At 41.2% G+C, this 14,575-nt stretch carries 9 protein-coding genes; 6 read left to right on the top strand and 3 right to left on the bottom strand.

Going from position 1 to position 14,575, the window contains the following annotated elements; genetic code table 11:
• Positions 1 to 131 precede the first annotated feature (131 nt).
• Positions 132 to 782, top strand: coding sequence for a response regulator transcription factor (locus tag GBI16_RS00045; RefSeq protein ID WP_086209149.1), 651 nt, complete (start codon positions 132 to 134; stop codon positions 780 to 782).
• 55 nt (positions 783 to 837) lie between these two features.
• Here GBI16_RS00045 and GBI16_RS00040 read toward each other — a convergent pair whose 3' ends face one another.
• Together GBI16_RS00040 and GBI16_RS00035 are read right to left on the bottom strand one after the other, a co-directional pair.
• Positions 838 to 1,605, bottom strand: coding sequence for a hypothetical protein (locus GBI16_RS00040; RefSeq protein ID WP_086209148.1), 768 nt, complete (start codon positions 1,603 to 1,605; stop codon positions 838 to 840).
• A gap of 410 nt (positions 1,606 to 2,015) precedes the next feature.
• Positions 2,016 to 5,513: a PAS domain-containing hybrid sensor histidine kinase/response regulator gene (locus GBI16_RS00035; protein ID WP_151706288.1), complete on the bottom strand. Its 3,498-nt coding sequence runs from the start codon at positions 5,511 to 5,513 to the stop codon at positions 2,016 to 2,018.
• A gap of 185 nt (positions 5,514 to 5,698) precedes the next feature.
• On the opposite strand from GBI16_RS00035, the gene GBI16_RS00030 reads away from it, so the two are divergent.
• The 4 genes from GBI16_RS00030 to betT all read left to right on the top strand — a co-directional run bounded on the left by GBI16_RS00030 (position 5,699) and on the right by betT (position 10,816).
• On the top strand, positions 5,699 to 6,031 hold the full coding sequence (locus tag GBI16_RS00030; protein ID WP_086209146.1) for a DUF485 domain-containing protein: 333 nt from the start codon (positions 5,699 to 5,701) through the stop codon (positions 6,029 to 6,031).
• Positions 6,031 to 7,746, top strand: a complete 1,716-nt coding sequence (locus GBI16_RS00025) for a cation acetate symporter (RefSeq protein WP_086209145.1) — start codon at positions 6,031 to 6,033, stop codon at positions 7,744 to 7,746. Before GBI16_RS00030 ends, GBI16_RS00025 begins: the two co-directional genes overlap by 1 nt.
• Before the next feature lie 255 nt (positions 7,747 to 8,001).
• Entirely contained in the window at positions 8,002 to 8,691 is a 690-nt protein-coding gene (locus GBI16_RS00020) for an ion channel (RefSeq protein ID WP_086209144.1), read from the top strand.
• Positions 8,692 to 8,848: 157 nt separating this feature from the next.
• Positions 8,849 to 10,816 (top strand): choline BCCT transporter BetT, encoded by a 1,968-nt coding sequence (gene betT / locus GBI16_RS00015; protein WP_151706287.1) that lies wholly within the window; start codon positions 8,849 to 8,851, stop codon positions 10,814 to 10,816.
• A gap of 49 nt (positions 10,817 to 10,865) precedes the next feature.
• On the opposite strand, the gene omp33-36 is transcribed toward betT, so the two are convergent.
• The gene (gene omp33-36, locus GBI16_RS00010) at positions 10,866 to 11,750 is read right to left on the bottom strand and encodes a porin Omp33-36 (RefSeq protein WP_265733399.1); all 885 of its coding nucleotides are present in this window, start codon (positions 11,748 to 11,750) and stop codon (positions 10,866 to 10,868) included.
• 1,090 nt (positions 11,751 to 12,840) lie between these two features.
• Here omp33-36 and GBI16_RS00005 point away from each other — a divergent pair.
• A complete protein-coding gene (locus tag GBI16_RS00005; RefSeq protein WP_151706286.1) occupies positions 12,841 to 14,550 on the top strand; it encodes a GGDEF domain-containing protein in 1,710 nt (569 codons plus the stop codon).
• Positions 14,551 to 14,575 lie beyond the last annotated feature (25 nt).

The raw sequence follows: 14,575 nt of genomic DNA, 5'->3' as shown, positions 1-14,575 counted from the left end.
GAACTGAATTTGCTGCCGTTTTAGTGCATAAAGCGTGATAAAGTGAAAAAAAGTTATACTTTGCATATCCTTATCGGCACTTGTATGGTTAGAATAGTCAAGACTAGTGCACTCGAAATCTCTCGTTGCTTATGAATATATTAATCGTTGATGACCATCCGCTGTTTCGCCATGCGTTGATCCAAGCTGTTCGTTATAGCTTACCGCAAGCTCAGATTCATGAGACAGCTGCAGTAAACGAATTCTATGAACGCCTTGAAAAAGGTCCTGAACCTGACTTGGTGTTATTGGATTTAAACTTACCTGGTGCTTCAGGCTTTTCAGCATTGGTACATGTCCGTGCTCAGTATCCATCATTGCCGATTATTGTGGTTTCTGCACATGAAGAAACTTCGATTATTCAACGTTCAATTGCACATGGTGCAATGGGCTATATTCCAAAATCAGCACACCCAAGTCATATTGGCGAAGCCATTCGTGAAGTCTTAGATGGCGAAATTTGGTTACCACCAAATTTACCTGCGAACATGAACTTTGACCCACGTGCAGCGGATGAAACAGCTTTGGCTGAGCGTATTCAGTCTTTGACCCCACAGCAGTTCCGTGTATTGATGATGGTGGCAGAAGGCTTGTTGAATAAGCAAATTGCCTATGAACTTGATGTTTCAGAAGCGACAATTAAAGCACATGTGACTGCTATTTTCCGTAAGCTTGGAGTACAAAACCGAACTCAAGCTGTGCTGGCGATCAATGCTTTAAATATTGAAGAAAAGAAAATATAAAATCATTGAGATAAAAAAAGCGCTGAAACATCAGCGCTTTTTTTATGTTTTGGACTTAAGCCAAGCAATTTTGTTTACTGGTAACATCTGTACAGAACAGAGGATTTAAAGCACATTGCAGGTCATCAATTTGCTCTTCAGAGACATAGCCCAATTGTTTTAAATAGGCTGCGACACGATCATCCCTTAGACTTAAAAAGGCTGCATCATATACCCCAAGATCGACAAAAAGTGCAGCAGTTTCGAGGCTGTTGAAACGGTCTAAATAAACTTCGTTGTCATACATCAGGAAAATATGATCTTGAGTACCTTGAGCATTAATAGCTAAGCGTTCCGCTAAAACTTGTGGTGGGGTCTTGATAAAGAGTAGATCCGAAAGTTGGTCAAACTGGGTAGTGTCGAGTTCATCCTGATCGGTTTTGACTTTACCAAGCCATGCTTTAAACACCAGCACTGCACCGCCACGGAGCAACATACTCCATATCTGATGACGCACATCTTCATTTAAACCGCTACTTTCTGCCTCTAAGGCGAGCAGTAATTGCTGTTCTTGTTGTTGCAGCTTTTCAAACAGACCTAAGCCTTGTGGCTGGTAGGCTACTGGTTGGAACACATCAAAATCGAGTTGTTCAAACACTTGCAATGCGAGTGGGACAGCACTGTGATACAAGGTGTCTAAGGCTTGAACATGGGTTTCACTGAGCTTGCTTTGTTTAAACAGTTCACGCCAGTCAATTGTTGGTAAAAATGCATTGGCACTATATTGACGTAAGAATTGTTGTGACTGATCTGAACCGTGTGGCATGGCTTTAGAAATGTTCATCGTAAAACTCCAATATGAGATATGGATGATCAGTTTCTTGAGCTAAAGAAAGAAGGCACACATTTAGACAAAACTGATCTTTTCTTAGTCCTAGTTATCTGCCAATGCCTTATGGATATGAATACGACTAAAGTCGTATTTTTGATTTTTCAATATATTTAATTAATATAAAACAATGGTTTAAAAAATTGTAACTAAGTATACAAGTGTTCACTAATGTAACTGGTGTATTTTGCCATAGTAAAAGTAAATGTGTAATTTTTAGCCAGTTTAAATGGGCTCAAATATACTCAAAATGATCACTTTGGTTAGTGGGGGTGAAACTTTAGTCATTTGGCTTAAGATTTTGAGGTTCAAAGTGACAAACCTCAAATAGGATCACTTGAGGTTTGTGAATACATGTAGCGAATTTATTCAGTGTTTGAAATTTTTAAACCCGAGAGCCATGCGCGTAATGAGGCGGGTTTTAATGGTTTCTTCAACAATACAATATTCATGTCTTTGACCCGTTGAGGCAGTTCAGGATCTGAATCTGCTGTGATCAAGGCAACAGGCACGTTTTCTTGACGGTTGGCTAAAATAAAGTCCAACCCGATTTTGTCATGATTCAAGTGCTGATCGACCAACCAGACCTGAATGTTTTCTTGCTGAATCATTTCAAACGCTTGTTCAGGTTCAGTCGCTTTAAACACTTGATAGCCCCATTTAGTGAGTAACGTCGACATCCCTTCTAAAATCGTTTCGTCATTGTCCAAACACAGAATTTTATAGGCTTTGGTTTTGAGTGGAACGGCCTGTACAGGTGCAGCAACCACTTTTGGTGGGTCTATGATCGGGACTTCAATCATAAAGCAGGAACCTTTGCCATATTCTGAATAGACATGTACAGGGTAGTCGAGCAGACTGGTCATTCGTTGCACGATGGCTAAGCCCAGACCTAAACCTTGTTCACCCCATGGCGACGTATGACCACAGCGCTCGAATTCTTGAAACAGTTTGATTCGTTGTTCTTCTGCAATACCGGGGCCTGTATCCCAAACCCCAATTCGAATATGACGTGGTTGATCACTGGAACGAAGTACACCCACCACCACTTTGCCTTTGGCAGTATAGCGCAGGGCATTACTGACAAAGTTTTGAATAATACGACGAATCCACTGTGGGTCGGTATCTATCCAGAATTGCGCATCATGTACGCTGAAACGAATACCTCGTTGTGCGGCAATAGATTTAAACTGCAATTCAAGGTCACTGAGTAAATCATGTAGCGGATAAGCCTGACGGTTGGGTTGAATAGTGCCACCTTCAAGACGGGCAATATCTAATAATGCAGACAACATACTTTCCGCCCCATGTAAGGCACGATCAAGCTGTTGTAAAGTTTTGCGGTCTTCTTCACTTTGTACACTTTGTTCTAAAGCGGTACTGAACAGACGTGCAGCATGCATCGGTTGCAATAAGTCATGACTGGCAGCGGCAATAAAGCGACTTTTTGACATATTGGCTTTATCGGCTTGTTCACGTGCCAGTTGTTGTTCAGACAATGCATCTGCCAACTGTTGAGTTCGATCTTGAACCCGTGCCTCCAGCATGGCTTCATTTTCACGGAAGGCGGTAATGTCGGCAAAGGTGGTGACAAATCCACCCCCTTCAATCGGGTTACCGCGCATTTGAATGACACGACCATCTTTACGGATCCGTTCAAACTCATGTGCGCTACCAACTTGCATCCAGTGCATCCGTTTCCGTACATGTTCCTCGACCGAACCTGGGCCACATTCGCCACGTTCTGCGTTATATCGAATCAAATCAGAAATTGGACAACCGACATAAACAATGTCTTTAGGATAATCAAACAGTTTTAAATATTGGTTATTCCATGCCACCAAACACATGTTTTCATCGACCACACTCACCCCTTGGGTCATGTGGTCAATCATGGTCATGATCAGGTTTTGATTAAAACGTTGCCATTGTGAGGCTTGGTCTAAAATGTTTGCCACTTGGCCAAGTGCGAGACCATTGTTGACCATGGCGGTGGTGAGCAGGGTACGTGCCGATGCAGCGCCGATGGTGCCTGCCAGATATTGTTCAGTGAAACGCCACCACATACCGTTGGCATTGCTGTTTTCATTCAGCACCACATTGTTTTGTGCGCAGAACTGTTGAAATGCGCGCATGGTTGCGCCATCGCCTGTAATCCGTTTGGCTAAGGTGATCAAATCACCGACTTTCAAACGTGCAACATCATGATGAATGTAGCTGATGTCCGTTGACGTGCTTTGTGTTGGCAGTGGCTTGGTTTCATAATAGAAAAAGCTTTCAGCCTGAATTTGTTCAGCCACGCTTGGACGAAATACACGGGAAATCCAAATGTATAAAATAATATTCAGACCGAGTGCCCATACTACCCCATGGGTAAGCGCGGCAAAGGATTCAAAACCGAGCAGGGCTTCAGGACGTAACCAGTTAATACCCATTGGTCCGAAATTGAGGAAGCTTTCGGTGAAGTGTGCATATTCAGCCGGCAAACTGCGTAATACAGTGGGTAACAGCAGGGTGTAGGCCCACATGCCAAAACCTGCCAATAGACCTGCATAGACCCCTTGTTTACTACCACCACGCCAGTAAAGACCACCAATGAGAGCAGGTGAGAATTGAGCCACAGCACTAAAGGCCAATAAGCCAAAGACTGATAATTGGTCAATGTCATTGAAGAAATGGAAGAACAAAAAGCCCAGAAGCATGACGGCTAAAATACAGACCCGACGGGTGAATTTCAGTACCAAAGGTAGACGCTTGTCATGACGTGATAGCACATTTGTGCGCCATAAAGCTGGCATGATCAGGTCGTTACTCAGCATGATAGATAAGGCGACGGATGATACCAATAACATACCCGTAGAGGCCGAAAATCCCCCTAAAAATGCCAAAAGAGTTAGCCAGTCTTGTCCATAACTCAAAGGTAAAGACAAGACTGCGACATCCGGGATCGCTAAATAACCAGGCGTTGCATGCAGCGCCCAACTGGCAATCGGGATAATCGCAATGATGGTTAAAACTAAATAGACAGCAAACCAGCGCCGTGCCCCGCGAATGTGCTTTTCATCGCGGAGTTCAACCACAGCGACGTGGAACTGACGCGGTAAACAAATGATCGCTAACCCTGCTAATAAGGTTTGAATCCAGAAGGTATCGGGCACACCGATTAGCTGTACTTGATGGAACGTCTCTGCGACGTCTTTAGAGATTTGATGGACATTTTCAGGTGCAGCAAACACGAAAAAGAGGGCCACACAGAGTAAAGCAAATAGTTTGACAAAAGACTCAAAGGCAACTGCTAACATCAGACCGCCATGTTGTTCGGTATTGGCAATCTGTCTGGTTCCAAAAATCATGGCCAAAATGGCCAAAATGCCAGTGAGGAACAGGACACCGTTGGTGGTTGAGGCAATGCTACCTGCTGTTGGTTCTAAAATTACCGCAGCACTGAGGGCAATGGCCCGCAGCTGAAGGGCAAGGTAAGGAATAATGGCAATGACGGCGAGGATAGTCACCATTGAGGCTAAAGGTCCGCTTTTACCATAGCGTGCTGCGACAAAGTCTGCGATGGATGAAATCGCATGGTGCTGGCGGACACGCCCTAAACGACGCCAAATGTCATAGCCCAGTGCAACGAAGAGTAGTGGACCAAGGTAAATGGGCAGAAAGATAATGCCTTCACGAACTGCGGCACCTGTAGCACCATAAAAAGTCCATGATGAGCAGTAGACGCCTAAAGTTAAACTAAACAATAGCATGCGCCCACGCGTACTCAGGCGACTGGCATGTTTTTCACCAAAAAAGGCACAGATAAAGAGTAATGCAATGTAGAGGGCCAAGACCCCTATGATGAGCCAGCTGTTCATTTTACCTAAAGTTTTTCCACCATGGTTGCATCATAACGCATCTCGGAGAGAGCCTGCTGTGCTTGTTTAAAATTTAGAGACCAAAGTCTAAATTACAACCAATACAGAAGCTTGCTAATTTAGCAAATGTAATAATTCGAATTAAAAAATTGTATCTACGGTTGGATACAGACAGGAGTGTGGTTATGGACGAGAGACAAGTAGAACAGATTCTACAAAATCCCAAATTCAAGGAAATGGTTAGTCGTAAAAGTAAACTCAGTTGGACATTAACGGGCATTATGTTGGTTGTGTACGTTGGTTTCATGTTGTTAGTTGGTTACAACAAAGAGTTTCTAATGACCTCAGTCAGTGGTGGGGTGACCACGATTGGCATGCCATTAGGGCTAAGCATTATTGTATTGTCTTTTGTTTTATGTGGTGTGTATTCGTATATTTCGAATAACAAACTAGATGCATTAAATGAAGAAGCAATGCGTGAAGTTGAAGCCATTGCGCAAGAGAAAGGACAGCACTAATGAAATGGAATTCATTGAAAGCGCTTACAGTCGCTACGATAACACTGTTGGCTTCAAGCCTAGCAATCGCAAGCCCTGATTTAGGTGAGGCTCAACAGCAGGCGACAAACTGGCATGCCATTATCATGTTCGCAATTTTTGTGGGCTTTACATTGCTGATCACTAAATGGGCAGCAAAACAAACCACCAATACTGCTGACTTTTATACAGCGGGTGGCGGTATTTCGGGCTTCCAAAATGGTTTAGCAATTGCGGGTGACTATATGTCCGCAGCGTCATTCTTGGGTATTTCCGCAATGGTTTTCAGCTCAGGCTTTGATGGTTTGCTTTACTCACTTGGCTTCATGGTGGGCTGGCCAATCGTATTGTTCTTGGTTGCTGAGCGTCTACGTAACTTAGGTAAGTTCAACTTATCTGACGTGGTGTCATTCCGTTTAGCGGAGAAACCAGTACGTACACTTGCAGCAGTAAGCTCACTGGTTGTTGTTGCATTCTATCTGATCGCTCAGATGGTGGGTGCAGGTCAGCTGATCAAACTGTTATTTGGTTTGAACTATAACATTGCTGTAGTAATTGTCGGTCTTCTGATGATGGCTTACGTGATCTTCGGTGGGATGTTGGCAACGACTTGGGTGCAGATTATTAAAGCTGTAATGCTTTTGTCTGGCGCAACATTCATGGCTTTCATGGTGATGAAAGGCGTGGGCTTCAGCTTCTCTGAAATGTTCTCTCAATCAATTCAAGTTTTCTCTAAAGTACATGATATTTCTTTAGCAGAAGCGGGCAATATTATGGGCCCTGGTAAACTTGCAGCGAACCCAATTGATGCGATTTCTTTAGGTCTTGCATTAATGTTCGGTACAGCAGGTCTTCCACACATCTTGATGCGTTTCTTTACTGTTAAAGATGCTAAAGAAGCACGTAAATCAGTGGTTGTTGCAACAGGTTTCATTGGTTACTTCTACCTATTAACTTTCATCATTGGCTTTGGTGCGATCCTTTATGTATCGAATAACCCTCAGTTCCTTGATGTTGCGAAAATGGCAGTAACTGGCAAGCTTGAGCTTGTAGGTGGTAACAACATGGCTGCGGTGCACTTGTCTGACGCTCTTGGCGGTGACTTGTTCATGGGCTTCATTTCAGCGGTAGCATTCGCAACAATTCTTGCCGTAGTAGCTGGTTTGACATTGTCTGGTGCTTCAGCAATTTCACATGACTTGTATGCAAACGTATTCAAGAAAGGTCAAACAACCCCTGAATCTGAACTTCGTATGTCTAAAATCGCGACTTTAGGTCTTGCTATTTTTGCGATGATTTTAGGAATTCTGTTCGAGAAGCAAAACGTAGCCTTCATGGTGGGTCTAGCATTCTCTGTAGCAGCATGTGCAAACTTCCCAGTACTTGTACTTTCAATGTTCTGGAAAGGTTTAACCACACGTGGTGCGGTGATTGGTGGCGTGGTTGGTCTAGCAACTGCAGTAACATTGATTATCTTATCTAAAGCGGTTTGGGTAGATACCTTGGCTATCTCTGAAACCCCAGTGAACCCATTCAATGGTCCAGCAATCTTTGCTATGCCATTGGCGTTCTTCTGCTGCTGGTTGTTCTCTGTGACTGATAATTCAGCACAAGCTCAAGCAGAACGTAAAGCATTTGATGCGCAGTATGTACGTTCACAAACAGGTATTGGTATCTCAGGTGCTTCAGATCACTAATCTGAACCTGATAAAAAAAGCCCCAACTGATGGGGGCTTTTTTTTTGTGGGTAGCTCTGAACTTTTGACCGCAAACTGTCTTTTATCTAGACATTGTTAGATGGAGGTATTAGCGGAAAAGTAAGTAAGATGAAAAGGAACGTGATGACATCTACAAAAACCATGAGCTTCCTATTTTATTCATGTTAAATTAACCACGTAGAACAAAAATGAACCACACTGGGCTTTAAAAAATAATAACTTGGATGGCTAGATATGCAGGTATTGGTCGACTTTTGGAAAGGTTTCCGCTTACTCCCTTCAGCATGGCTGCTGTTACTGCAATTTATGATGCTGATCTTGGCGATGCTGAGCGGACATAGTTTGTCTTTGCGCGTCTTGGTTTGGGGTTTAGGTGTATTGGTGTTATTGATGATTGCCAAAGTCATACGCCAAACCCCAGTATTTACCATTCTAGGGCTGAGTTTTGTCGGTGGAGCCCTGTTCTTTTCCTTATTGATTTTGTTGGGTGCCACGCATCCGATGCTCTTGGTGATTAGTCATGCCTTTGAAGCAATGGCGTATTTTATTGCGGCCTATGGCTTGTTGCGCTATATGTTCGCAGACCGTTATCTGACCAAAGATGAGCTTTTTGCAGCAGGTGCAGTGTTTACCCTTATCGCATGGGGCTTTGCTTTTCTATATAGCATTTGTCAGATTTTGGAGCCCAATAGCTTTTTAAATCCCAATGTGGTGGGCGCACAGTCATGGCTAGATTTATTATTTTTAAGTTTTAGTTTGCAGTCGGCAACGGGCTTGTCTGATTTAATGCCACTAACACCACTGGCCCGTATGATTGCCATGTTACAGATGTTTTGTGGCGTCATGTATTTTGCGCTAATTGTCTCTCGTTTAATCGCATTGCAATATATTCAGCATCGACCCAATGATCATAAAGAAAATTAAACTGTTACAGGATTCGCACTGCCTTATTTTTAAACATAAATTATGATGGTTCTGAATCGTTAAACTTTAAACAATTCACTTTTCAGTCTGAATTAGACTCGTCTCATTAACCATCTTGGTTATATCTTTGTATTAAAAATAATTTTCTGGGGGAATTATGCCTTCCATAAAACCATCACTGTTTGCGAACGTCAAACAGAATGTATTTCTTAGCACGGTCGTGATTCTAGTGCTTTTTCTAGCCTTAATTCTTTTTGACCCAAGCGGGTTTGAGGCTTTGACCAAACATTTAAATCAATGGATTATTGATTCATTTAGCTGGTTTTATGTCTTAGCCGTTGCATTATTTCTCATCATACTGGTATTTATTGCACTCTCCGACATGGGGAAAATCAAACTTGGTCCAGACCATAGTTTACCTGAATATAGCAGTGGTTCTTGGTTCGCCATGCTATTTACCGCGGGTATGGGGATTGGTCTCATGTTCTTTGGTGTGGCTGAACCCGTGATGCACTATGTCAATCCGCCCACGGGCGATGGACAAACTGTAGATGCTGCACAACAAGCGATGCGCATTACCTTTTTCCATTGGGGATTACATGCATGGGCCATTTATGCGCTTGTAGGCTTGTCACTGGCTTATTTCTCTTTCCGACATAATTTGCCTTTAAAAGTTCGCTCCGCTTTATATCCTTTGGTCGGTAAAAAAATTTATGGTGCAACGGGAGATGCGGTTGATACTTTTGCAACCTTAGGCACTATTTTTGGGATCGCTACTACACTTGGATTTGGGGTAACTCAAATTAACTCGGGACTGAATTATTTATTTGGTATCCAGCAAAGTATCGGGATTCAGGTCGGACTGATTATCTTTGTCACTTTTTTGGCTTCACTCTCGGTTGGTTTTGGTTTGGATAAAGGTATTAAACGTTTGTCTGAACTGAACTTGGTACTCGCATTGGTGTTATTACTGTTTGTCTTTTTTGCCAGTTCTTCTATTTATATCCTACAAACCAGCATTCAAAATGCAGGGCAATATGTTTCCAACTTATTTGCCATGACCTTCAACCTATATGCCTATCAACCGAATGGTTGGATTGGTGGTTGGACGATTATGTATTGGGCTTGGTGGATTTCGTGGTCGCCTTTTGTGGGGATGTTTATTGCCCGAGTGTCTAAAGGTCGAACCATTCGCGAGTTTATTGTTGGGGTACTGTTCATTCCTACAGGTTTTACGCTGATTTGGATGGGCTTTATGGGAAATGCGGCACTGTTCAGTATTATTCAAGAAGGCCACACTTCTTTAATTACTGCGGTACAACAAGATTCATCGGTTGCACTATTTGAATTTTTAACTCATTTGCCTTTCGTTCAAATATCAAGTCTGATTGCGACCGCTTTGGTGGTGTTATTCTTTGTCACTTCTGCTGACTCAGGTTCATTGGTGATTGATTACTTAACTGCAGAAACAGAAAATTCACCTTTATGGCAACGGTTGTTTTGGACCATTCTGATTGCTTTACTGTCGATTATCCTACTGATGGCAGGTGGGCTGTCCGCCTTACAATCGGCCACAATTATGAGTGCTTTACCGTTTACTTTGATTATGCTGTTGGTCTGCTGGGGCTTATTGAAAGCACTACGTTTAGATGTCACCAAAATGCGTGCACTGCAAGATGCGCGAATTACCCCTCGTGCGATTCAAAATCCACGCAGTTGGCAACAGCGTCTAGGTCTGATTATGCATTATCCGCATACTCAGCTTGAGGTGGAGCAGTTTATTGAACAGCGGGTGCAAGCTGCTTTTTCGGCGGTACAAAAGGAATTCCAGCGTCGTCAATTAGACGTGACCATTCAACAGATTGAGCATGGCTTGCAGTTACGCGTAGATCACCATAATGAAATTAACTTCATCTATCAGGTGGTTGCCCGTGAAACCCAGCCACCCAGTTTTATGGCGGATAGACTGGAGGAACAGCAGTTTTATCAGGCTGAGGTTTTCTTAAGAGAAGGCGGGCAGAATTATGATGTGATGGATTGGACTTTAGAAGATCTACTGCAAGATATTATTGACCAGTACGAACGTCATTTACATTTCTTAAATTTAGTCAGAACCACAAACTAAAAAAAGGACGCTTCAAGCGTCCTTTTTTTTATTCAGTTTCTAAATTGAATTAGAAGCGGAATTTAGCATTTACGCCAACAGTTTGTGTATCGAGATTTTCGATTTCTTTAGCGTTAGCATTTACATAGCTTGCGCCTACAGCAACTGCTGGAGTGATGAAGTAGTTAACGTTTGCACCCCAAGCTGAGTCAGGAGTACCTGCAAAGCTTGATTCAGCATAAGATGCGCCTACGCTCAATTTAGGCGTTAAGTACAAATCAGTTTTTAATTGGTAAGCGGTGTCGTCGCCATAAACAAGACCAGCTTCTAAACCAAGTGCCATGTTTGTACCGTCGATGTTACCTACATATTTAGTACGTGCAGTGATTGCGTCTTGGTCTTCACCAATTGTTGCGGTTTCACCAACAGCTTTAACAACACCATTGCTCATTACATTGAACGCATCAAGAGCAAATTGGTCGGCAACACTAGTATAACCTACAGCAACCAAGAAGTTCGGAGCAGCTAAAGCACCCACTTCAAGTGCATAACGGTCACCATTGTCATCAGGCGTTTCGCTGTTTTTACCATCTAAAATAGTGTGGCTGTAAGATGCACTTGCATATACAGGAACAACTTTAGTTGGGATATACGCTTCAGCTTTTGCGCCGTAGTTGTGAGCGATGAAATCAGTACCTTCAGAGCCTAATTCAGCATAGTTATATGCCAAAGAAACATTTGAAGCTTGGTTTAAAAAAGCAGCTTCAGCTAAAGGACCTTTAGATGAATCAACATCTTTAAAGTAGAAAGTACCTTGTAAACCGCCAGTAAAATCTTTGTCATTTGCATCAGATGCATCGATGTATTCAGATTGACCCTGTACTTCGAATTGGTATGCTTGAGCACCGGTCATGGCTAATAATAAAGCAGTGGCTAAACCGAGTTTTTTCATGATATTTACCAGTTTGTTAACATTGGATTAAACAATGAACATTCTATTGTAACAATTTATTAAGTCAATGAACTCTAATGACATTATAATATTGAGTAAATACTCTAATTATGATATTGAGTAAAAAATGCTCAAATAAACAGATCCATGTCAACCAAAAAAAACTTATGTCAGAACAATAGGGTATATCTATTTATAAAACAGAGAATGTGCAATATTGAATTATCCTGAACTGATTCTTTAATTGATAAATTAGATTGAATTAATAATAACAAACGGTAAAAAAACTAATAAAGTCCCCTTTAAACACTTCAATTTTGTGACATAAATCATGTAAATGCTTAAATTTAGTGCATTAAAACGGCTTTTTGCTTGCATAATGTACATATCTGCAAGTCATTTGTGAGAATTCTCACAATTTTTGTGCAATTATATCAATTCATAGTGCTTTACTTGGCTTTACAATCGAGCAGATTTATTTCATAATTATTTTAGCGAATCATTTAACAATATTGTTGTTTTCTGAGAAGCTAATTCTCCTCAAACAGTTTTTGTTTATATGCCCAACTTTCCCCAAGGTTGGGCTTTTTTTTATTTAAAATTCAGAGACTTTTATTTTATAAGCAGGCAAGGGGTTAAAATATTTTTTGAACTAAAATAGTGCATTATTTTATTCGATACATTCATTCATATTTTAACATGGCATAAAAAAAACCCAATCTTTTGAGGAGATTGGGTTTTCTTGCCAAAACTTGTGGGAAAATTAGAATATTTGCTGAGAGTATATTCTAATTCGCCCCAATGTTGTGCATTATGCACCATAATGTTGCGTATGTAAATATGACATCTTCAAATGTAAGCGTCTAAAAAAATATTGAAAGAAATTCATCTTTAACATGAAAGTTATTAATGATTGATTTCCTTAGCTTTCATTTGTATTTGAGTATGAGCCTCAAGGAATTTTGCATGAATGAATACTAAAAACTAGGCAAAACAAAGAATTAATGACTTAAATAAGAGATATATTGTTTGTATAATGAGCATTATTGATTATATTTTTTTCTTTTTTCAGAATAGGGGGCGTAGTTTAAGTATGCGAGAAGTACGCTCTGAACATCTGAGTAAAAAGTTATATGTCGCAATGAGCATTATTATTTTGTCATTGTGTAGTCTTTCTATTCCCTTGATGGTCAAAAGTTATAATGATTATCTAAAAGCTAACCAAGCACTTATTGAGATACAAGCTTTGCAAGCAGTAGCCGACCTTGCCAATAAAATTTCGCGAGAGCGTGCACCAGCGAATAAAGTGATGTCGAGTAATCAACAAGACTTTGCTAAACATGTCTTGGAGCTAAAAGCATATCGGGCTAATGTCGATGAACAAATGCGTAGTACCCAGAAAATTCTTAAAAAATCGGGATTTTCTAATTTAAATTTAGACTTATTTTCTCAGCTCGAACAAGCATTAGCACAGGGAAGACAGCAAGTAGATCAATATGCAGCTTTGCCACGTGAGCAACGTAATGCAGAAAAAATGGATCAAGCTATTTTAAAAATGTTTACGGCTTGGGAGCGTAGCCATGATGTTTTAAAAGATGTGATTGCCGTTTCAGAAGGAAAGGACACGGCCATTTCAAATTTTTATACGCAAATTTTGTTATTGGCAGATTTAAGGGATCAAGCTGGGCGGGCAGCATCAAATGTCATGGCGCATGTAACCTTTGAACAACCGATTCCTGAAACCAACTTGGCGCGTTCCTTACAAACACGTAAGCAAGTCATGTACTTGTGGGAGCTGATTGATACCCTCCAACCTGAACGTGATAAAACCTCTGAATTCAAGGCATTACATCAAGCTGTTTATAATGAGTTCTTAGCCAAAGGATTGTTGATTGTTGAGCGACTGATGAATGAAAGTATTTATCATCGGCCATATTATTTAACGGGAACACAACTTACCGAGGTGATTGTTGATAAATTCACTACGGTTGTGGATTTGCAGAATTATTTACTCAAATATAGTGTGGAAAAGGCCACACTTGAAAAGCGTAAGGCTAAAAATGTCTTGCTCACGACTGTAAGTATTTCATTAGTCTCGATTATTGCTGCGTTATTCACTATGATTTACGCACAAAAAAGAGTTTTTGCTCCATTAATTCAGGCGCGGGAAATCCTCCTCGATTTGTCTAATTCGAGTATGCGTTCTAACGATTTAGAGTCTAAAGATCAATCCGCCAATGTACATTCATTGTTTACAGCGATACAGCAGCTTAAACACACGCTTCAGCAACGGGATGCATTGGAATTTCGGTTGAAAAATATTGCACATTTGGATTCTTTAACAGGCGTCGCAAACCGTTATGCGCTTAACGAGTACATTAAGCTTTTGGAAAATCAGCCGACGCAGTTTTCTGAAACTTGTTTAATGATGATGGATATTGATTATTTTAAACAAGTGAATGATGTTCATGGGCATTTGGTGGGTGACCAAGTCATTCAGTTTGTGGCTGAGAAATTAAAAGATAATATTCGGACTTCTGATTTGTTGGTGCGTTATGGCGGCGATGAATTTATTGTACTCATTGAAAACATTAGCATGGAACGTGCTTTAAAAATTGCTGAGAAGATTCGCTGTGAAATTTATGAAGCAGCATCAATGGATTCAACACGTAGTCCAGATTTGAGTGTGACCATAAGTATTGGTGTTGCGATTGGAGCTGCGAGTTGGACTGAACTTTTGGAGAAAGCCGATCGTGCCTTGTTTCAAGCTAAAGAGCAGGGGAAAAATAAGGTGGCGAGTTAATGTATCGGAGATATTTATATCCACA

This window comes from Acinetobacter sp. TUM15064 (assembly GCF_008980265.1).
Lineage (GTDB): Bacteria > Pseudomonadota > Gammaproteobacteria > Pseudomonadales > Moraxellaceae > Acinetobacter.
The sequence above is the reverse complement of the archived record's forward strand: the minus strand, read 5'-3'. Positions and strand labels throughout refer to the sequence as shown.